The organism is Chitinophaga filiformis (assembly GCF_023100805.1).
Taxonomy (GTDB): Bacteria; Bacteroidota; Bacteroidia; order Chitinophagales; family Chitinophagaceae; genus Chitinophaga; species Chitinophaga filiformis_B.
Map to the genome: position 1 here is coordinate 1715001 of NZ_CP095855.1, position 21014 is coordinate 1736014.

Genomic DNA, 21014 nt, shown 5'->3' on the forward strand with positions numbered 1-21014 from the left:
GAACAAACGAAGTTCAAATCCTATAACAGCCAGGATGTTGGCTTGGAAGCAGCCATTCATTTAAAGAGTGCGTAACAGCTCACTGGTCGAGGGTTTGAGCACGGAAAATAATCGGGCATCAAACATACAACCGAAGCTTTAGGATCGCCACTAGGTGGTGTATCGGTAGGGGAGCATTCTAAACTGCATTGAAGGTGTATCGCGAGGTATGCTGGAGCGTTTAGAAAAGAAAATGTAGGCATAAGTAACGATAAAATAGGTGAAAAACCTATTCGCCGTAAGACTAAGGGTTCCTGATCAACGCTAATCGGATCAGGGTTAGTCGGGTCCTTAGGCAAAGCCGAGAGGCGTAGCTGATGGCAAACTGGTGAATATTCCAGTACCTGCTATAATTTCGATGGGGTAACGGAGTAGTGAAAGGACTGCGCACTTACGGAATAGTGCGTTAAAGGGGGTAGTTATATTCTGTGTAGGCAAATCCGCACGGGATGATGAACCTGATAGTACAGCAAAGCTTCGGCCGCGCTGATAATGTCCCTAATCAGACTTCCAAGAAAAACCTCTAAGGTTCGGTTATAGCAGCCCGTACCGTAAACCGACACAGGTAGTCGAGGAGAATATCCTCAGGCGCTCGAGTGATCCGTGGTAAAGGAACTAGGCAAATTGACGCTGTAACTTCGGGATAAGGCGTACTGCAGTGATGCAGTCTCAGTAAAATGGTCCAACCAACTGTTTAACAAAAACACAGGGCCCTGCAAAATCGAAAGATGACGTATAGAGCCTGATACCTGCCCGGTGCTGGAAGGTTAAGGAAGGATGTTCGGCGCAAGCCAAAGCTTCTGACTGAAGCCCCAGTAAACGGCGGCCGTAACTATAACGGTCCTAAGGTAGCGAAATTCCTTGTCGGGTAAGTTCCGACCTGCACGAATGGTCTAATGAGTTGGACACTGTCTCTACCACGAGCTCGGTGAAATTGTAGTATCGGTGAAGATGCCGGTTAATCGCAACGGGACGGAAAGACCCCGTGAACCTTCACTACAACTTAACATTGATTTTGAACAACAGATGTGTAGGATAGTTGGGAGACTATGAAGCAGCTTCGCCAGGAGTTGTGGAGTCAACGTTGAAATACCAACCTTCTGTTGTTTAGAGTCTAACCTGGAGACAGGGACATTGTTTGGTGGGTAGTTTGACTGGGGTGGTCGCCTCCTAAAAAGTAACGGAGGCTCGCAAAGGTACCCTCAGTACGGTTGGTAATCGTACGCAGAGCGCATTAGTAAAAGGGTGCTTGACTGTGAGGCCGACAAGCCGAGCAGGAGCGAAAGCTGGCTAAAGTGATCCGGTGGTTCTGTATGGAAGGGCCATCGCTCAAAGGATAAAAGGTACTCCGGGGATAACAGGCTGATCTCCCCCAAGAGCTCATATCGACGGGGAGGTTTGGCACCTCGATGTCGGTTCGTCACATCCTGGGGCTGGAGAAGGTCCCAAGGGTTCGGCTGTTCGCCGATTAAAGTGGCACGTGAACTGGGTTCAGAACGTCGCAAGACAGTTCGGTCCCTATCTGTTGTGATCGTTAGTAAATTGCGAGGACATGACCTTAGTACGAGAGGACCGGGTCGTACGTACCGCTGGTGTATCAGTTGTGCCGCCAGGTGCAGTGCTGAGTAGCTATGTACGGAAAGGATAAACGCTGAAAGCATCTAAGCGTGAAACCAACCTCAAGATGAGTTTACTTTTAAGGGCCGTCGGAGACTACGACGTTGATAGGCTACAGGTGTAAGGGTGGTAACATCGAAGCCGAGTAGTACTAATTGCCCGTAAGCTTTAATTTTATTTTTTGTGATAAACTATTACGACTTTCCCAATATGTATCTTATTGCAAGTCTGGAGTCAGATCAATCGCTGAAATAGTGCTGACTCAAAAGACGAAGATCATTCTAATATAGTAAAGATCTTATGGTGGTTATGCCGAGGGTGTTCACCTCTTCCCATTCCGAACAGAGAAGTTAAGCCCCTCATGGCCGATGGTACTGCACTATCATGCGGGAGAGTAGGTAGCTGCCATATTTATTTAAAAAAGCTCCGGACAGACGTCTCGGAGCTTTTTTATTTTATGCCTGTTCAACAGGCCCTTATTTTTTCTTCCAATCATCATACCAGTGCGCAATATTGACGGACACCCCCATGTTCAATGCCACAGGCTGAAAATAATCGTCGATATCATACCCTCCATACTTTGAATCGTTTAAGGGCACAGAGAACATCAGCTGCATCTGGAATTTTACGTATTTGTACCCGACGCGGAAGGTAAATGCAGGTTCATAAAAAGGCTGTACTTTATTGCCAATGCTCATGTAGTTTGCTCTTCTTGAAGAGTCCGTTTCAAATGCTTTGGCCCCCGCGTAGAGGTTATTGAACTTTACCAGGGAAAGCCGGGAGGTAAATGCTGCCTCAATCACAGGATGGGACAGCCCGATGCCTGGCTGGATGAAGTACTTGTTGAAATATGTTCTGAGCAGGTAGTCATTTATCACCCTGTTGGTACTACTTGTATAGTCATCTGAAAGCGTTTTAAAGCTTCCCCGTCCATAACCGGCATACACATCAAAGACCATTCTTTTCTTGGAATCCAGGGGCGTAAAATAGCCTATAGCGCCTTCTATTACGCCTCCTCTTGTATCGCTGTCTACAATGACATCTGAGCCTCCGTCGTCATTGCCACTATCCAGGAAGTCATATACATACTGGCCATTGGCCATCACCCCAATATGGTCAGTAAGCGCAAAGGCTGTCTGAAAGTTGCTTGGTGAGACACTTCCTTTGAATTCATGTTTTTCTTTTAATAATGGTTCGTTGACGGTATTCGGGACATAGATATGCTGATTACACGCAGTGAAGGTGAGGACGCAGCAAGAGGCCAGCATCGTCAGGTTGAGACAATTTCGCATATAACATATTAGGTTTAGGTAATTTGGATTTTACTGGCTGGATTCCCGTTCTATCAATTCAACGGGGAATACAAAGTGTTTAGTGATTTTCATAGTATCGCCATAGTTGATCAGCTTTATGATCGTATCTATCGCTTTTTGTCCCATCTCGTATCCTGATTGCTCTATTGTCGTAAGCGCAGGCGTAATGATCCTTGACGACTGGTCATTTGAATATCCTACTACTTTAATATCTCCCGGAACGGCAACGTGCTGCCGCTTTGCCTCCTGTATAAATGCTACGGCAGAAGTATCGTTTGCGGCAAACAGGCCATCAGGACACTGTTCTTTGGATAGTAGCTCTTTGGAGGCAATAGTAGCGGCTTCTGATGTCAGGTTATGAACGTACAGTAACTGTTCATCGAAAGGGATATCATATTTCTCCAGCGCAGCCTTATAGCCACGGAGACGTTGCTGATAAAGGTTACAGGTTAGTGTACCGGAGAAGTGCGCGATGCGTTTACAGCCTTGTTTGATGAGATGCTCGGTGGCAAGAAAACCTCCCCTGAAGTCATCTCCGGTGATAGTATACCCTGCAAAGTCGGCGGGAACACGATCATAGAATACAAGTGGTATATTGTTTTTAATAAAAGGTGTGAAGTGCTCGTAGGTAGTTGTGAACATGGACGATACTGCCAGTAATCCGTCTACACGCAGGGAAAAGAAGGTGTTTACTAATTCCTTTTCCATTTCAAGCGTATCATCCGATTGGCCTATCACAATGCTGAAGCCATATCTGTGCGCTTCATGCTGAATGCCACTGATCGCTGTACTTTGAAAATACATGGAAGTACGCGGGACTATCAATCCTATGATATTGGAACGGTTCCTTCGCAAGCTGGATGCAATCCAGTTTGGAACATAGCCCATTTCAGTGGCTGTCTGCCGTACTTTATCCCTGGTTTCCTGGTTGATCAGTTTATTGTTCTGCAATGCTCTCGACACCGTGGAAGCAGATAAATTAAGCACTCTGGCAATGTCGTAAATAGTGATCTTGGTACTTCGTTCTTTCACATTCTTGAGGTTCAGTATATAAATATAGCGATATATTGAGCAACTTTAATAAGAAGCAACATCATTATTTCCATAGAGTTAAATATTATCACATAAAAATGAGGAAGGCCCGGTATTACCGGGCCTTCCTCATTACGATAAAAAGAAATTATTATTTAGGTTCCAGTGCCTGCGAGATTCTCTCTGTCAGATCCGTAAGATGATAACGGCTTAAAGGATCCTGGACTGCTGCAGCGGCAGCACGGATATCGGCACGGAGTGATACCAGGTGAGCGCGTGCAATGCTGCTGACATCAGACTTGGTAGGATCTGCGGGTTGTATCCCGTACATGATCATCATAGGATTACCAGACTGGGAATCGCCTGCAGACAGCAGTTGTATGATATGCTGAACATATGATTTCTGCAGGTTACGGCGGAAAACGTCGATATTCTTCCGCGTATATATTTCACTGAAGACGCCTTTTTTCACATCATTGAGGAAGCTGCTTGCCTGGTAGCTTTCGGGGCCATCATTGGCTTCATTGTTGATTAATTTGGTCAGGGTCGTAGCACTCAGGATCCTGTCCAGTACAGGCGTCTGACGGGCACTGATGATAGCTGTGGCATTGTTTCCGGTGCGGGAAAGGATGTCTTTATTCAACAACCACTTAGGTGTTGTAAATATCTGCTCGTTGAGGAACAGTACGGCTTCCTGCTGAATATTTTTCGGAACTGCTTCATAAACGCCGCCTTCCTGCTCTACTGTTTTAGGTGTCTCATAGATGCCTCCGATGTTCTTGGCAACATGGCCCAGGTACCTGCCGAACTGGGTGTTCACCTCGCGATAGAGTTCTGTAAGATTCGCGTATCCTTCATTCTCTTCTTTGGTCCAGGTGAGAAGATTCGGTATAATACGCTGCAGGTTCTTAATACCATAAACGCCCGCTTTCATTGCATTGTCGCCAAGGTCTTCATTCTGCGACCTTGGATCGTCCGGATTTATCTCAGTACCGAACCAGTATCTCTTGTCTTTTAATTTTTCGATGGTCCATTTATTCAGGGTAGCCTTCTCTTCTTCCGGATTTTTTGCACCGGGTATCAGGCGATAACCCCATTCAATAGCCCATTTGTCGTAGAAATTAATGCGGGGATAGAGATCGCTTCCTGTAATACCATCTTCAGGTTGTGCAATGTAGTTGAAGCGGGCATAGTCCATGATGGAAGGAGCGTGTCCATTTTCTTTTACCCAGGCTTTATCTCTCAGTTTCTCAACAGGGTAGGCAGAACTGGATCCGAAGTTATGGCGGAGGCCAAGTGTATGACCTACTTCATGGGAAGACACAAATCTGATGAGTTCTCCCATCAGCTGGTCATCAAACTGCATTTTCCGGGCCCGGGGATCAGTCGGCGCACATTGTACAAAGTACCAGTTGCGCAGCAGGCGCATAACGTTGTGATACCAGTTGATATGGCTTTCCATGATCTCTCCGGAGCGGGGATCATGAATGTGAGGGCCGCTGGCATTAGGAATATCGGAAGGTTTATATACGATAGCTGAGAACCGGGCATCTTCAAGGCTCCAGGTAGAATCCTGTTCACGGGTAGGGGCCACCTTTGCCACGATGGCGTTCTTAAAGCCCGCTTTTTCGAAGGCCGCCTGCCAGTCATTAACGCCCTGAATAAGGTATGGTACCCACTTTTTAGGCGTTGCCGGATCAATGTAAAAGATAATAGGTTTAACCGGCTCTACGAGTTCTCCACGGTTGTATTTTTCCAGGTCTTCCGGCTTGGGTTCGAGGCGCCAGCGGGTGACCATAGAGAGGCGTTTGACGCCTTGTGGGTCCAGGTCGAAATCAGTTACTGAGGTGGTAAAGAAACCAACCCGCGGGTCAAAATACCGGGATTGCATGGGCACTGCGGGGAGCAGTATCATGGAAGAGTTGAGTTCAAGTGTAGCATTTCCGCCCGATACTGGGGCGCCCGGACCGGACTGTCCACCTGATTTTGAGTATGTCTTAACGGTTTTGATCTCCGTATTGATCGGATAAGATTTGACGTCAACTATATAGGATTTATCCTGTTGTACGGCGCCGAGTTTCAGACCGGTCTTAACACGGGTATCAAAAAAGAGGATCTCGTTATCGCCTTGTATATAGTCAGTCAGATCAATAACCGAGCTATTGCCTTTATCGGATATTGCCTTAATGTCAAACGCAGCTGCAATAGGTTGTATATTGGAATTCATTACAGCGTTAAACATTGGTTGACTGGAATCTTTCGAGATCTCAGTGTAGGAGATGTTTTTCAGGAAGATCCTGTTGTTCGGGCCTTTTTCAAAGCGGATGACATTTTCTCCTATTTCATCACCGCTGTATCCCATCATGGAAGAGCGCAGGCCGGCGGCTGATTTGGAGATACGGTTTACGACGAGTATGTCTCTGCCCAGCAGGGAATCAGCGATCTCGAAGAATACCTTGTCGTCCTGTTTATAAATATTGAACAGACCGGAATCTGCAATGGCGGCGGAAGTGATCACCTCCCCGAATTTCTTCGGCGCGGTTTTAGGACTGCTTTTGGCAGGCATAGGCGGACGGACGGTTGAATCTTTAGCTGCAATGGGTTGTTGCTCGGTCTTCTTTCTCTTTTGCGCTGACAGTGGATTGATAGTCAGCATTAACAGTAGCGTACCTGCGCTTGTAAGGGCCATGGTACGGATAAAGTGTTTGTTCATTTGCTTCTAATAACCAGATTTTAGGCAGGTAGGTGTTGAAAATACACATATTAAGCAGTAACTTATCGGGGAATTCCATGAGCGCTTAAAATGTTACAGGAATGGAGCGGGGGAAAATGAGGGACATATAGGGGTAGGGAGATGCAAGTGCCGTCTATGAATAAATTTGTTGATATGGTATCTTTTATGCTTATATTACAGGGTGAATGAAATGCGGCAGTAGCGCCATTACAAACGGTTTTCACTAATTTATGACGTTTATATTCCACGTTGAATAAGGTGAAACGGATATGTAAATCACTGTAATAGTGTAGCGTTAGAATGACACTAAAGGAAGTGAAAAGTGACGCAAAGTGCGGATGGTAGCGGGATAGCAGAAAAAAAGACGTCGGAAAATTTCTGTTGGAACATTTAAAAAATTTCTTAAATTGTGCGTCCAACTTTGAAAAAAATCAATAAATTTCAAGTTCTAAGGATAGTAATCATAAGGGGCGTAACCCATTTATTTGATATAGGTTGCATTTGACAATTAAAGTGTATGCTCAATAAAACAGGATGGTAAGGCCGGCTGCTGGCGGCTTTCGGCGCGAGCGTTAAATTTTGTGAGATTTTGAGAGCTGCACTTGTTTTTTTGGGTCAACCGTATAACTTTGCGAATCACGTATTTATATTGCAGAAATAACAAAAAACAATAGTTTAATCTTTAACACTAAAATTCAATCAACATGGCTGAGACTAAAACAACTGTGACTGCAGGTTCTGCCAAAGCAACTTCTCATCAAGCTAAAAAGTCATCCAACGTATTTGCAATGCTGGCTGTACCTATCTGTATAGTTATAGGTGTTACCTTTTATCTGTTCGTACTTGGTAATCCAGGTAACTTCCAGGGCGGTATCGTAGGCGCGCATCCAGTTGAAGAAGGTATCGGAAAATGGTTCGCAACAGTTTATCAGGGTGGTGCTATTGTACCTATTCTTATTTCTGTATTATTGATCTGTATCACTTTCGTAATTGAGCGTTTCCTGTATATCAGCAAAGCTAAAGGTAAGTTTAGCGGTGCTGACCTGGTAAGAAGAGTTCAGTTCCACCTGGCTAACAAAAACGTAGACGCAGCGCTGGCTGAGTGTGACAAACAGAAAGGTTCTGTAGGTAATGTAATGAAAGCTGGTCTGAAGAAGTACAAAGAAATGATCACAAACACTGAGCTGGATACTGAGCAGAAGATCCTGACCATCAAGAATGAGATCGAAGAAACAACTGCACTGGAACTGCCTATGATGGAAAAGAACCTGGTGTTCCTGTCCACTATCGCTTCAGTAGCAACCCTGTTAGGTCTGTTCGGTACAGTATTGGGTATGATCAAATCCTTCTCTGCGATGTCTGCTTCCGGTGCTCCAGATTCATCCAAACTGGCGTTAGGTATCTCTGAAGCGTTGATCAACACCGCTCTGGGTATCGGTACTTCCGCTATCGCAATCATCATGTATAACTTCTTTACCACCAATATCGATGGCATCACTTATGCAATCGACGAATCTGGTTTTACTTTAACTCAGAGCTTCGCTGCAAACCACAAATAATTTTTTAATTATTTGTATGGAAAACTAGCAGTTTTGAATCTATATAAAGTAAACCAAAAAAGGAGTAAAGATGCCTAAAGTTAAAATGCCCAGGAAGAGCACGCTGGTTGACATGACCGCGATGTGTGACGTGGCTTTCTTGCTGCTCACTTTCTTCATGCTGGCTACTAAATTTAAACCAGACGAGCCGGTAACTGTGGTTACTCCATCCTCCATCAATACCAAACTGCTGCCGGATTCTGATGTGATCATGCTGACAGTTGATAAGGACGGTAGAGTATTCTTCAGTATGGATGGTCAGCCCAAAAGGCAGCAACTGATTCAGGATCTGAATTCGCAGTATAAGCTCGGACTGACTGACAAGGAAATGAACAACTTTATCATCGGCGCCAGCGTTGGTACTGAAATCAAGAACCTGAAATCTTATCTCTCCATGAAACCGGAAGAGCGTAAGAAAGCAGGTCTGGAAGTAGGTATTCCAAGTGACTCAGCCAATAATGAAGTTGCGGTATGGATCGAGTATGCAAGGTCTGCACAGGGTGGAAATCCAAGACTACAGTACTGCGTGAAAGCTGATAACCAAACTCCTTATCCTAAGATTAAGGACATCCTGGATACCTTCAAAGAAAAGAAGATTCAGAAGCTGAACCTGGTTACGAATCTGGAGGCACCACCTCCCGGAACGGCAGCAGCGGAAGCTCGTGATGAACACTAAGCAATTTAAAAGTAAACAGCAGGCGGCGCTGCGGCGCTGAGTTGCTATTGACAACTTTAAAAAAGAGCTACTATGGCAGAAATGGATACCAGCAGTAGTGGCGGTAAAGGCAAACACCAGGGTACGAAATCAAAGAAGCAGTCTACACGCGTAGACATGACTCCGATGGTGGATCTTGGCTTTCTGCTGATCACATTCTTCATGTTGACTACAACCATGAGCAAGCCCAAGACAATGGACCTGATCATGCCGAAGGATACTAAGGATGAAAAAGAGCAGAACAAAGTAAAAGAAAGTACTGCCCTCACTATACTGCTTGGAAAAAAAGACCGGGTATATTATTACGAAGGTTTGGCGCAAGACCCGAATGCATCAGCCAATCCTGATTTTTTCAAGGCGACCACCTTTGCAAATAAAGGGGGAATCAGAGACGTAATTATTAAAAAGCGGGATGAGGTTGCTAAAGCGAGAAATGCAAAAGGCGAACCTGAAGATGTAGTGGTGATCATTAAAGCTGATGATGACGCTACATACAAGGATTTCGTTGACATTCTGGACGAAATGGCTATAAACCGTATTCAACGTTACGCAACGGTTGACATCAGCGATCAGGATAAAACCTGGATCCGTCAGACTGAAGCAGCTAACGGCGGTGGCTCGAAGTAATTGACAACTAACTTTTGCATCCATCCTTAAAATTTAAACAATGGATACCGCTAAAATCTTAAAGTCCGATTTTCTGGATATCCTGTTTGAGAACAGGAATAAAGAATATGGGGCTTATGACCTCAGACGACAGTACGACAAAAGGGTACGCAACTCCGTAATCGGAAGTGCTGCACTGATGTTGCTTGTTATCGCGGGTTATGCAATTAATAACTACATACTCAAGGTTGAAAGTGAGAACCCGAAGAAGCCTGTTATAGAGCAGATTAAGATGGAGGATGTGAAGCTTCCGGACGATCCGAAAACTCCACCTCCGCCTCCACCTCCACCTGCTCCGCCACCTCCGGTAAAACCTTCCGTACAGTTCACTCCTCCTGTAATTAAGAAGGATGAAGAAGTACCAGAAGATGAAGTACCGCCAAAAATCAAGGAAATTGAAAATAAGGCGATCAGTACTAAAACTGTAGAAGGTGATCCTAACGGTATCGACCCGGGATTGCTGGAAGACAGTAAAGGTACCGGTGTGGTAGAGGCCCCTCCTCCTCCTCCGAAAGAAGAGATCTTTACATTCGTAGAACAGCCGCCTACCTTCCCCGGTGGTGAGGAAGCGCTGGCTAAGTTCCTGAGCAAAAACATTCACTATCCTCGCGTAGCGCAGGAAAATGCGATCTCAGGTACTGTGTTCGTACAGTTCGTAGTAGATTCTGAAGGTAACATCAAAGATGTAAAAACTGTAGGCGCTGCAAAAGGCGGTGGTCTGGAAGAAGAAGCGATCCGTGTGGTAAAAATAATGCCTAAATGGAAAGCTGGTAAACAGAACGGCCGTCAGGTGTCTGTACAGTTCAACCTGCCAATCCGCTTTACTTTACAAGAGTAGCAGATCTAAGGATATTATCTTAAATCCCAGTACCGGTACAGCCGGGACTGGGATTTTTTATTTATTGGGTATATTGCTGCCTGAATTAGAATGTTATGCTAGGGAATAATCTTACAGGATACGATGATACGATAGTAGCATTGGCTACAGCGCCCGGAATAGGAGCCATTGCAGTGATCCGCCTGAATGGGACAAAAGCTATCGATATCTGTAATAAATTGTTCCCGGCAAAAGACCTGCATCAGCAGCCCGGCCACACGCTTCATTTCGGATCTATAGTCGAAAACGGCCGCACTATCGATGAAGTAGTCGTAAGCCTTTATAAAGCGCCCCGTTCCTATACCGGGGAAGATATTGTTGAAATCTCCTGCCATGGTTCTCCCTATATCCAGCAACAGATCATCGACGCCTGTATTCATGCCGGGGCCAGAATGGCTAAGCCTGGCGAGTATACCATGCGGGCATTCCTCAACGGTAAACTGGACCTTACCCAGGCAGAATCTGTTGCAGACCTTATTGCCAGTAATTCTGCCGCCAGTCATCAGACTGCTATGCAGCAAATGAGAGGTGGATTTTCAAAGGAATTACATGCCCTCAGGGAGCAACTGATCAGTTTTTCTGCATTGATCGAGCTCGAACTTGATTTTAGCCAGGAAGACGTCGAGTTTGCCGACCGTACCCAATTGTACCGTTTGATCAATGAAGCAGGCGAAGTAGTGAAACACCTGGTAGATTCCTTCCGTATGGGCAACGTGATCAAGAACGGCGTTAATACCGCCATCGTGGGTAAGCCCAATGCCGGCAAATCTACATTGCTCAATACACTCCTGAATGAAAACAGGGCAATTGTCAGTGACATCGCAGGTACCACACGGGACACCATAGAAGAAGTACTGAATATACAGGGAGTGCTGTTCCGCCTTATTGATACGGCCGGTATCCGGGAAAGCGCTGATGTTATTGAGAGTATCGGGGTACAGAAAACAATGGAGAAGATCAGGGAAGCGGGTGTTGTGCTGTACCTGTTTGATGTAAATGAAACTTCGCTGGCCGACCTTCAGGCACAGGTCGCCATATTCGAACAGGAAGGCGTCAATTACCTGCTCATAGGCAATAAGACAGATATTGCAGGACAGCCCGCGGCAACCGCGAAATTTGCCGGCATAGCCGGCATTCTGTTCATTTCTGCCAGGCAACATGAACACATCCAGGAACTGAAAGACCGCCTTGTACAGAAAGTAATGAGCGGCGATATCAACACCGAAGACACTATCGTAACAAATGCACGCCATTATGCCGCCTTGCAGGAGGTACTGAAAGCCCTGCAGGACGTAAGGGCCGGATTAGACAACCAGTTGCCCGGAGACTTGCTGGCACTTGATATCAGAAGATGCCTGCATTACCTTGGAGAGATCACCGGGCAGATCACGAACGAAGATCAGCTGGATTTCATTTTTAGTAAGTTCTGTATCGGAAAGTAGGACCGTAGATCTGGCATCAATAATCATAGAATTGGCGACAGCAGACTGCTCATGAACAAAGAACTTTGCCTTATCAAAAAAGGCAAAAATCTGAAAACATGAAACATGTATTGATAACTGGCGCCAACAAGGGTATTGGCTTTGAAGTTGCAAAACAAATGGCTCAGCTGGGGTATTATGTTTACCTCGGAAGCAGGGACGAACAGAACGGCCTTGCTGCCATCAATCAACTTAAGAACGAAGGGATCACCAATATAGCATTGCTGAAAATCGATGTATCAGATCTGGATTCGGTCAGGAATGCTGCTGCCATCCTTCAATCAAAAGTAGAAGCACTCGACATACTGATCAACAACGCGGCTATTGCCGGCCCGCAGCTACAGAACATATCGGCTTGCGATATTGCCACAATAAAAGAAACCTTCGATACCAACTATTTCGGTGCTATTCAAACCACGCAGTATTTCCTGCCCTTGTTAAAAAAGGCTCCCTTGCCGGTCATCGTCAATGTATCCAGTGAATTAGGCTCTCTCACTATGCAGACCAGCGAAGGCAGAAATCCTAACTGGGACAACTATTACCTGTATGGCACTACCAAGACTGCGCTGAATGCTTTTACGGTAAGCCTTGCAAATGAAATGCGTGGTACAAAATTCAAGATCAACAATGTAACGCCGGGTTCTACCGCTACCGGCCTCAATAATTTCGCCGGAATCAAAACTGTAGCTGAAGGCGCCAAACCTATTGTACGATTAGCGACTATCGGTGAAGACGGACCTACAGGCAAGTTCTTTCGCCAGGAGGGTGAAGTACCCTGGTAGAAGAGATGATATGACAACCCGCTAAAGACGTTGAAAGAATAATTAAATTGCTGTCTTCAATTGCGCATTACAATGAAAGAAGTGCGGAGATTAAAATCAATCACCGAGTTTCACCGTGTCAGAGGACTCCAGCCACCGGAGCATCCATTGATCAGTGTAGTGAATTATGCAGACGTGAAACTTTATCCTGAGAATAATAATATCAATTGGGTACTTGATTTTTATTCTATTTCTCTGAAAAGAGATCTGGCAGTAAAATTCAGGTACGGACAACAGCAATATGACTTTGATGAAGGCGTGATGTTCTTTATTGCACCGGGCCAGGTTTTTAATATAGAAGTACCACGGGAACAACCGCAAAAATCCGGATGGATGTTACTGATCCATCCGGATTTTTTCTGGAATACCTCTTTGGCAAAAGGTATAAAACAATATGAGTTTTTTGGTTATGCCACAAACGAAGCCTTGTTTTTATCTGACAGGGAAGAAACAACGCTCAACAATATCATTGAGCATATCCGGCAGGAATATTACACCAACATTGATAAATTCAGTCAGCAGATAATAATATCTCATGTTGAAGCGCTCCTGAATTATGCTGACAGATTTTACCACCGGCAGTTCATCACGAGGAAGATCAGTAATCATCAGATCCTGGAAAAATTAGAGCAATTGCTTGATGCTTGCTTTAAAAGTGAAAACCTGGTTACCAATGGCATTCCAGGTGTTCAGTTTGTATCCGAAAAACTGAATATTTCGCCCAATTATCTGACTGGTCTGCTTAAAACGCTTACCGGCCAGAGCACACAACAACATATACATAACAAGTTGATCGATGTGGCGAAAGAGCGGCTTTCAACAACCAATCTATCAGTCAACGAAATTGCCTATGAATTAGGCTTTGAACACCCTCAATCATTCAGAAAGTTTTTTAAGTCGAAAACAGAGATGTCTCCTTTGGCCTTCAGGGCCTCTTTTAGCTGACAGGCACTCACCTGCCAAGCCAATCTTCCCCCAAAGCCTGTTTGCTGATGGGCCTGTAACTCATCCTGTTTCTCCCATGTTCCTATTGTTCACCGTTTCGTATTTTTATATTACAGACAGTACAATTTTCACGGCTGGCGACAAACGTTTTTTGAATACTTATACTATCAGGAGGTATCTGCACGTTAGCATCTTTGGGGAGGTTTTTACTTACATTAGTATCGGATATAGATATGTTTTTTTTACATATTGAACCAATTCCATTTTTCCTTGTTTGAAGAATATAATCAGTACTATATCATTCTGAAGGCCTATGTGGGATAGACAAGAGAAAATTGAACGCAATCCCATACTCATATCGGACGACCATCGCAATTCAAATCCACTGGAATTACGTTCTTTACCAGAACTTATCCATGAAAAAGCGTCATTGTACCCCGATAAAGTAGCGTTACGCTTCAGGGATTACGCAATAACTTATCAGAAATTAAATAATTCCGTCAACCAATTCACAAGGCTGCTGGCCGATTACGGCATCAAACAAGGATGCATCGTCGGCCTGGCTGTCGACCGTTCTCCGGAAATGGTCATAGTCTTGCTGGCGATTATAAAATCAGGCGCTGCTTATGTTCCCCTCGATCCTGAATATCCCCAGGCACGGATTGAGTTTATGCTGGAAGACACAAAGGCAGGTTTTCTCATCACCGAAGAAAAATATGGCAACCGGTTTCACTATGAAGGCAAGCTAATCCTGATGCAGGATCTGCTCAGGCAGGTACAACAATATGCTACCTCCTCTCCGGAGATAGACATCGACATGGACAACCTGGTGTACATATTATTCACCTCCGGATCGACAGGAAAACCCAAAGGTGCACAGATCACACAACGGGGACTGGTGAATTTCCTGGTAGAAATGCAGTACGAACCTGGTCTGGATGAAAACGACCGTGTACTGGCGCTTACCACTATTTCTTTTGATATTTCAGGCCTTGAATTATACCTCCCGCTGATCACAGGGGCAGAGATCATTCTGACAGATGCACAAACCTCTAAGGATACACGGTTATTGATGGAGATCGTAAAAAAAGAGGAAGTAACTGTTATGCAGGCCACGCCGGCTACCTGGAGAATGATGCTGGAGTCGTGGGAAGAGAGGCTTCCGATAAAAGTACTGATCGGTGGTGAGGCATTGTCTAAAAGACTGGCAGAAAGACTACTGGAAAAGTGCGACTCTTTGTGGAATATGTATGGCCCTACCGAAACTACTGTATGGGCTACATACAAGCGGATATATGCCGATGATGAGATCATTACTGTCGGACGCCCTATATGCAACATGCATGTTTATATCCTGGATACTTATCTAAAACCGGTGCCTGATGGTACTGTCGGCGAGATCTTTATGGGTGGCGTGGGAGTAGGGAAGGGCTATCTCAACAGGCCCCAGCTGACAGCAGAGCTCTTCATGGACGACCCTTTTTCAGATATTCCCGGCGCCCGCATGTACAAAACGGGTGACCTCGGCAGGATCGTAAACGGCGGAGAGATCCAATGCCTCGGTAGAATAGACCACCAGGTCAAGATCAGGGGCTACCGGATAGAATTGGGGGAAATTGAACATACCCTTGGTAAACAGAAAGGGATAAAGGACGTTGTTGTGCTGCCTAAAGACGAACGCCTGGTAGCCTATGTGGTGCTCGAAAAAGATCAACACCCGCGGTTCGCCCAATGGCAGCAGGCCCTGAGAACTACCCTGCCGGAATATATGATACCCAGCAACTTTGTGACACTACCCGCCTTCCCCTTATCTCCCAACGGTAAGGTAGACAGGAACGCGCTGGAAGCGATGAGGCAGGAGATGGAAAAAGCGAACAGGGTATATATCGCTCCCCGTACTGAACAGGAAACACTGCTCGCTGATATATGGGCTGAGCTGTTGGAAGTGGACCAGGTAGGTATCCGGGACGATTTCTTTGAACTGGGAGGCACATCTATCGTTGCCATGCAGATCATGGCCAGGCTGGAAAGAGAAACCGGAAAGCGCCTGCCGCTGGCCGGATTGTTCACCGCCAATACGGTGGAAAAGCTTGCCAGGCAACTGGAGCTCGACGACCTGTCTATTTCCTGGGACCTGCTGGTACCTGTAAAGCCAACAGGTAATAAACCACCCATCTTTATCGTCAATGGGCTGGACATGAATGTGCTCCTGTTCAATAACATAGCCCGCAACGTAGATCCCGACCAGCCCGTATACGGTTTTCAGTCGAAGGGGCTGAATGGAGTGGATGAGCCTTTTGAAACGCTGGAAGATATGGCGGCAGAGTACATTGCCGCATTACTGGAAAAAGGCTTTACGGACAAGTACGCCCTGGCAGGATATTCATATGGGGGAATTGTAGCCTTCGAAATGGCCAGGCAATTACAAGCGATGGGCAAACAGGTGAAAATGCTGGCGATGTTTGATACCTATGCTTATAACAGGGGGCATTTCGAGACGGGATTGCCCAGGTATATCAGGAAAATAAAACGTCAGTTTCCCAAATTACTGTTTGTAACCGGTTCCCTGATGCGGCAGCCGATGGAGACGCTTCGCTATCAGCAGGCTTTTTTCCAGCGGAAATACAACGAGTTTGCCGTCTATATGGGACTGCAGAATCCGCAGCCTGTAGACAGTGCTGAAGACAAGATCAATGAAAAATATGAAGCGGCCTACCGTAAGTATCATATGCAGCCCTGCGATGCCTGTGTAATTGACCTGTTCCGCGTAGATACCCGCCTGTATTTCCTCGATGATCCGATCTACCTGGGATGGAAACCTTACGCATTGAAAGGTCTTGTTGTGCACAATGTGAAAGGAAACCACAAGACATTCCTGATGCCTCCCAATGATAAAGATTTTGCTATCTTGCTGCAGCAATTGCTTGACAAGCGAATGAAACCGGACGCCGATACTTAAAGTAACAACCCAAATGAGGAATCGTATTTTATCCGGCAGTATAATACTGCCTTTTTTATTGCTTACGCTTCATAGCAATGCACAGAAAAAAGCCGACAGAAAAAAGATCCATGAAATAGCAAAGACTGTCAAAGGCCATGTGGGAATGGCCATGATGTTGCTGGAAGATGGTGATACGATTACCCTGAATGGGAACGACCGATTCCCAATGCAGAGTGTATACAAGCTTCCCCTGGCAATAGCTGTACTCAACCAGGTCGATAAGGGTAAGTGCTCTCTCGACCAGGTCATCCATATTCGTAAACAAGACCTGTTGCCTGAAACGTGGAGCCCTATCCGTGAGAAATTCTCGGAAGGCACCGATATGAAACTGAGGGATATCCTGGCTTATACGGTATCTCAATCCGATAATAATGGATGCGATATATTATTCCGCCTCGCAGGAGGTACGGCCTATGTGGAGAACTATATTCACAGCCTTGGCGTAGACAGTATCGCGATCAGGGCTACAGAAGAAGAGGCCTCAAAGGCATGGAAAATACAATATACCAACTGGGCATCGCCACTGGCCATGTTACAACTATTAAAGGGTGTGCACACCGGCCGGTATTTGTCAAAACCGAGCAATGACTTTCTCCTGAAGATCATGCAGGAAACAACCACAGGTCCCGGAAGAATAAGAGGATTACTTCCTAAAGGTGCTGTAGTTGCACATAAAACGGGCACTTCCGAAACAAATGCAAATGGTTTGACCGCAGCTACAAATGACGTAGGGATTGTAACCTTACCTAACGGGAAGCACTACGCTATCGCTGTTTTCGTCAGCGATACCAAAGCAGATGCTACTGCCCGTGAGGCCGTTATTGCAAAGCTGACCCGCTTGTTCTGGAACGCTGCTAAATAAGCTGTTTCTTTTGCATGGCCACCCGGGATTCATAATATTTATTCAGGAAATGATAAATGACGAGTTCCTGTTTCCTTTGGTTGGATAGTAATATCCTGTTAAGGAACATGTGAATATAGCTGCCCATAAGGTGATCCCATCTCCCCGCGTGTGCGTTCCTGATCGCCTGCCGGATGCGGGATGACCTTATACTAAACAATGAAATAGCATCTTCTATCTCATTGCCTGCATCCTGCGCCGGATCCAGGAAACTGCTGATCTGGCGCATATATTTCCGGTAGCTGCTGTTTAACTGTGTCTGCAATGCCTGTTCGCCGCCAAACTCCTGGAAGAAATGATATTGCAGCCTTTTCAGGAAAGCCGATTTTTCCTGTAGCGAATAAGCAAAATCTTCCAGCAACATATCTACTCCCCGTAAGGCTATCAGCCACCTGTAATTTTCACCTTCTTCCCCTTCCAGCAGGTCAATGCACCCTGCTACAGCCTCACTGTCATAATAGAAAATACGCTCACTCAGTTCCATGGTAGCAGCTCCGTAGCGTTCTATTTCCCGGATATAGGTGTCGGTCTGTATCTTATGAATAAGCCCGGGATCCACCTCCCTTGAAATGATGCCATAAAGCTCGGAAAGTACCGTCTTCCAGAAGTTTTTGTCTGTTGCATGATGGAAACGTACCCTGATATGATCATCTGGATCGGTATAACGGATAAAGAACCATTGGTCTATAACGCGCTTGGCACAGAGGTCTTCTACCAGTGGCTTGATCACCGTTTTCAGGACCTTCTCTGTTGTATTGATGCCCGCATATATTTTTACGTATAGCCACTCGCTGCCCGGGGCGAAGTGCCGCTGTGGCAGCGGGGAAACTGCTGCAGGTACTATAGCGGCAGCCTGTTTGACCGTACTGCTTTTGAAAGGAATGATCAATTCGTTCGTGAACCGTCCTCCGGGGCCTGTGATCCAGCACTGATCCGGCGTCTGCAATATTTCCTGTAAGGTGATCTCTTCTTTTTTCAGCAGCGTAGTTACCAGCAGATGCACACAGGATTCATTGTCCAGGTCAATAAACAGTTCGTTATCTCCCGAAGTGATAGATACATACCTGGGTAAACGCAATGTTTGCCTGATATCCTGGAAGATGCTGAAATGTTCCTGCGCACGCGCATGCTTTACCAATGCGGGATAATCTTTCTTGTGTACTGCCCAGGTACATTTTTGCAGGATGAACTTTTTATACCGCACCCGTGGCAGGAAGGGGGCTGCAACAGGCAGATTCCATTGCCAGCCGGTAGCGTGATGTAATTGCTGGAATTGCAGATCGCACAGGAACTTGTACATAGGCAGGCTACCCATGCTGAAGTTATGGGCAGTGCTCAGGCGGGGCATGACCCGTTTATTGAACCTGCGGGATCGCAGTACGACTGCATTATTTTCTATCCTTACCATCAGGTCTGTTACCGGTATCTGATGATCTGCCGCTACGCTGCCATTGCCGAGGTAGACAATTTCGTAGTCTCTCAGCTGTGGCCGCAGCAGGATATTCCCTGTTCTTGCTTCCGGCAGGTGAATGATCTCAGCGTAGATCACATCAGGGTTGTGCTGTGCTTCTTCCACAAGGCACTCCCTTACCTTTTCTTTCAGCAGGTCATCGCCATGACAGAACCTTCCCAGCAGGTTGGCGGCAGAAGGTCCGCCGCAGGAACTGAAATCAAACAGGTAGTCCCCATTGTCTATTGCCTGCGCACTTTCGCTGACAATACTCCCCATGACATAAAAGCTGTCGGGAATGGGCGCTTCATTGCCAGTAGCAAGATGGTCTATATCCGCATCTGTTAACGTTATCTCCATCTGCTGTTGCTGCAGGCATTCCATGTACCGCTTCAGCTGGAATTGCCGCATCTCATTCCAGGAGATGCTCTCCTGGCCTTTACTGTTTTTTATAACAATATCGTCCAGCAGGGGCGCATAGGCGGAATAATGACTGGTATAAGCGCCATAGCCGATACCGGTTTCCGTATCCAGGGCAATGGCCAGTGGTATTTCCTGCTCCTCGTATCGCTCCCGGAAACTCTTTATGAAGTTTTGCAGATCACCGGTCCGCTCCGGCGCCGGTAGTTTCCATAAGGCCGTCACCTGTTCCTGTATCTCTGTAACTACCTGCTGGCTGATCGTGTTGGCAGATGTGGCAAGGAAAAGGTCCGTCTGTACCAGGTCTTTATTGTTGGTATCCGGCAGTAATTGCCTGACAAGCGTATGTGTTTGCAGGTATTTGTCAATGCCGGTAGCAGGCATGCCGAGTAAGTGCTGAATGGCCGACAATGTATCATGAATGCCTTCCGTATGTTGCAGTTCTCCCAGTCTCCTCACCAGTATACGAAAGAATTCTTCACCAGTGATAGTAGGTTCCAGTTCGCTGATCAGCAGCTGGCTTTCTATGAGTTCCAGTATGAACTCCCGGGCTTCCTCCTGCGAAATCTCGTCCTGGGTCAGGTATGCAGAAAGCTCCCCGATAGTGGCACCCCTGCCTGCCTTTTCCAGCACCTGCTCCAGGTATACAGAGTAGTTGACAGCAGTAAGGTCATACTGCCGGAATTTGTTTTTAACGGTGAATGCTGCGTACCTGTACGTATCGCCCGTTCTATAAACAGAGTTGTTGGGAAAATAGTGCAGTTGCTCCTGGACGGCCGGTATCTGTGCAATCTTCTCGGCCAGTTCGGCTACGTAGTTCATGTCCAGCCGGCAGTATTTCCGGTGTTGTTGGAGGGCTTCCAGGTGAATAGCAGTAGCCTGACCGAAAGCACCCGTTGCACAGCCGGCAAACAGGCCATATGGCGTACAACGGCTGCTCATGCGGAGCAGATACCGGAACAGCGACAATACCAGCTTATTGACGTCCTTTTCGGCCGTCAGCAATTCCTGTTGCCATTTCCGCAATTCATTGCTCAGCTCCGGCGACGCGATATAGATTGCTTCCGCCAGGTAAGGGTCCGTAAATGTCTGTTTGATCTCGTCGGCCAGTGCGGCATATGGAAGCTGTAAAAAGCGGGTTAAAAAATCTACCGGCAGCAGGGGAGACCTGAGCAGGTAAAAGCCTTTATTGGTCATCATAAGTCATGTGAATACAGATAAAAAGATAACCTTTCTACACGCATTCCAGGCCCCCCTTAAAAGGTGATATTTCAATTACTGGAAAAAAAGATCAGAAAATCCCCCTTTCCAGTGATGAGGTGAAGCAGCCTTTATCCTTATCTTTAAACATAATGAAAACCGTGCCCACATTCCCACTATAAAAACCTGACCGCTAAAGGAGAT

General features: G+C 46.2%; 13 protein-coding genes and 2 rRNA genes (1 of these 15 only partly in view). 11 read left to right on the forward strand and 4 right to left on the reverse strand.

Features of this window, described 5'->3' with window-relative positions:
* Together MYF79_RS07145 and rrf are read left to right on the forward strand one after the other, a co-directional pair.
* Window positions 1-1831, forward strand: a 23S ribosomal RNA gene (locus tag MYF79_RS07145) (it extends 1047 nt beyond the left edge of the window).
* A 124-nt stretch (window positions 1832-1955) separates the two neighbouring features.
* A 5S ribosomal RNA gene (rrf, locus tag MYF79_RS07150) occupies window positions 1956-2067 on the forward strand.
* A 65-nt stretch (window positions 2068-2132) separates the two neighbouring features.
* Here rrf and MYF79_RS07155 read toward each other — a convergent pair.
* The 3 genes from MYF79_RS07155 to MYF79_RS07165 all read right to left on the reverse strand — a co-directional run bounded on the left by MYF79_RS07155 (window position 2133) and on the right by MYF79_RS07165 (window position 6714).
* Window positions 2133-2948 carry a hypothetical protein gene (locus MYF79_RS07155; RefSeq protein ID WP_247813198.1) on the reverse strand — a complete coding sequence of 272 codons (816 nt, stop codon included), beginning with the start codon at window positions 2946-2948 and terminating at the stop codon, window positions 2133-2135.
* Window positions 2949-2978: 30 nt separating this feature from the next.
* Window positions 2979-4001, reverse strand: coding sequence for a LacI family DNA-binding transcriptional regulator (locus MYF79_RS07160; protein ID WP_247813199.1), 1023 nt, complete (start codon window positions 3999-4001; stop codon window positions 2979-2981).
* Between the two features lie 151 nt (window positions 4002-4152).
* Complete coding sequence (locus MYF79_RS07165) at window positions 4153-6714, reverse strand: zinc-dependent metalloprotease (RefSeq protein ID WP_247813200.1); 2562 nt, start codon at window positions 6712-6714, stop codon at window positions 4153-4155.
* 725 nt (window positions 6715-7439) lie between these two features.
* Here MYF79_RS07165 and MYF79_RS07170 point away from each other — a divergent pair.
* From MYF79_RS07170 to bla, 9 genes are all read left to right on the forward strand, one after another.
* A complete protein-coding gene (locus MYF79_RS07170; RefSeq protein WP_247813201.1) occupies window positions 7440-8294 on the forward strand; it encodes a MotA/TolQ/ExbB proton channel family protein in 855 nt (284 codons plus the stop codon).
* Between the two features lie 70 nt (window positions 8295-8364).
* A complete protein-coding gene (locus MYF79_RS07175) occupies window positions 8365-9009 on the forward strand; it encodes an ExbD/TolR family protein (protein ID WP_247813202.1) in 645 nt (214 codons plus the stop codon).
* Between the two features lie 72 nt (window positions 9010-9081).
* A complete protein-coding gene (locus MYF79_RS07180) occupies window positions 9082-9675 on the forward strand; it encodes an ExbD/TolR family protein (protein ID WP_199657943.1) in 594 nt (197 codons plus the stop codon).
* A gap of 40 nt (window positions 9676-9715) precedes the next feature.
* Entirely contained in the window at window positions 9716-10552 is an 837-nt protein-coding gene (locus MYF79_RS07185; protein WP_247813203.1) for an energy transducer TonB, read from the forward strand.
* Between the two features lie 95 nt (window positions 10553-10647).
* Window positions 10648-12033 (forward strand): tRNA uridine-5-carboxymethylaminomethyl(34) synthesis GTPase MnmE, encoded by a 1386-nt coding sequence (mnmE, locus tag MYF79_RS07190; RefSeq protein ID WP_247813204.1) that lies wholly within the window; start codon window positions 10648-10650, stop codon window positions 12031-12033.
* Between the two features lie 98 nt (window positions 12034-12131).
* Window positions 12132-12854, forward strand: a complete 723-nt coding sequence (locus MYF79_RS07195) for an SDR family NAD(P)-dependent oxidoreductase (RefSeq protein ID WP_247813205.1) — start codon at window positions 12132-12134, stop codon at window positions 12852-12854.
* Between the two features lie 72 nt (window positions 12855-12926).
* Complete coding sequence (locus MYF79_RS07200; RefSeq protein ID WP_247813206.1) at window positions 12927-13838, forward strand: helix-turn-helix domain-containing protein; 912 nt, start codon at window positions 12927-12929, stop codon at window positions 13836-13838.
* 313 nt (window positions 13839-14151) lie between these two features.
* On the forward strand, window positions 14152-16797 hold the full coding sequence (locus tag MYF79_RS07205; RefSeq protein WP_247813207.1) for a non-ribosomal peptide synthetase: 2646 nt from the start codon (window positions 14152-14154) through the stop codon (window positions 16795-16797).
* 13 nt (window positions 16798-16810) lie between these two features.
* Complete coding sequence (bla, locus tag MYF79_RS07210) at window positions 16811-17701, forward strand: class A beta-lactamase, subclass A2 (RefSeq protein ID WP_247813208.1); 891 nt, start codon at window positions 16811-16813, stop codon at window positions 17699-17701.
* Here bla and MYF79_RS07215 read toward each other — a convergent pair.
* Window positions 17694-20810 carry a lantibiotic dehydratase gene (locus MYF79_RS07215; RefSeq protein WP_247813209.1) on the reverse strand — a complete coding sequence of 1039 codons (3117 nt, stop codon included), beginning with the start codon at window positions 20808-20810 and terminating at the stop codon, window positions 17694-17696. The genes bla and MYF79_RS07215 overlap by 8 nt on opposite strands.
* Window positions 20811-21014 lie beyond the last annotated feature (204 nt).

Bases quoted from the DNA above. Each gene is read 5' to 3' on its own strand.
- MYF79_RS07155 (WP_247813198.1), bottom strand. From the start codon at position 2,948: ATGCGAAATTGTCTCAACCTGACGATGCTGGCCTCTTGCTGCGTCCTC.
- MYF79_RS07165 (WP_247813200.1), bottom strand. From the start codon at position 6,714: ATGAACAAACACTTTATCCGTACCATGGCCCTTACAAGCGCAGGTACG.
- MYF79_RS07170 (WP_247813201.1), top strand. From the start codon at position 7,440: ATGGCTGAGACTAAAACAACTGTGACTGCAGGTTCTGCCAAAGCAACT.
- MYF79_RS07175 (WP_247813202.1), top strand. From the start codon at position 8,365: ATGCCTAAAGTTAAAATGCCCAGGAAGAGCACGCTGGTTGACATGACC.
- MYF79_RS07180 (WP_199657943.1), top strand. From the start codon at position 9,082: ATGGCAGAAATGGATACCAGCAGTAGTGGCGGTAAAGGCAAACACCAG.
- MYF79_RS07185 (WP_247813203.1), top strand. From the start codon at position 9,716: ATGGATACCGCTAAAATCTTAAAGTCCGATTTTCTGGATATCCTGTTT.
- mnmE (WP_247813204.1), top strand. From the start codon at position 10,648: ATGCTAGGGAATAATCTTACAGGATACGATGATACGATAGTAGCATTG.
- MYF79_RS07195 (WP_247813205.1), top strand. From the start codon at position 12,132: ATGAAACATGTATTGATAACTGGCGCCAACAAGGGTATTGGCTTTGAA.
- MYF79_RS07200 (WP_247813206.1), top strand. From the start codon at position 12,927: ATGAAAGAAGTGCGGAGATTAAAATCAATCACCGAGTTTCACCGTGTC.
- MYF79_RS07205 (WP_247813207.1), top strand. From the start codon at position 14,152: ATGTGGGATAGACAAGAGAAAATTGAACGCAATCCCATACTCATATCG.
- bla (WP_247813208.1), top strand. From the start codon at position 16,811: ATGAGGAATCGTATTTTATCCGGCAGTATAATACTGCCTTTTTTATTG.
- MYF79_RS07215 (WP_247813209.1), bottom strand. From the start codon at position 20,810: ATGATGACCAATAAAGGCTTTTACCTGCTCAGGTCTCCCCTGCTGCCG.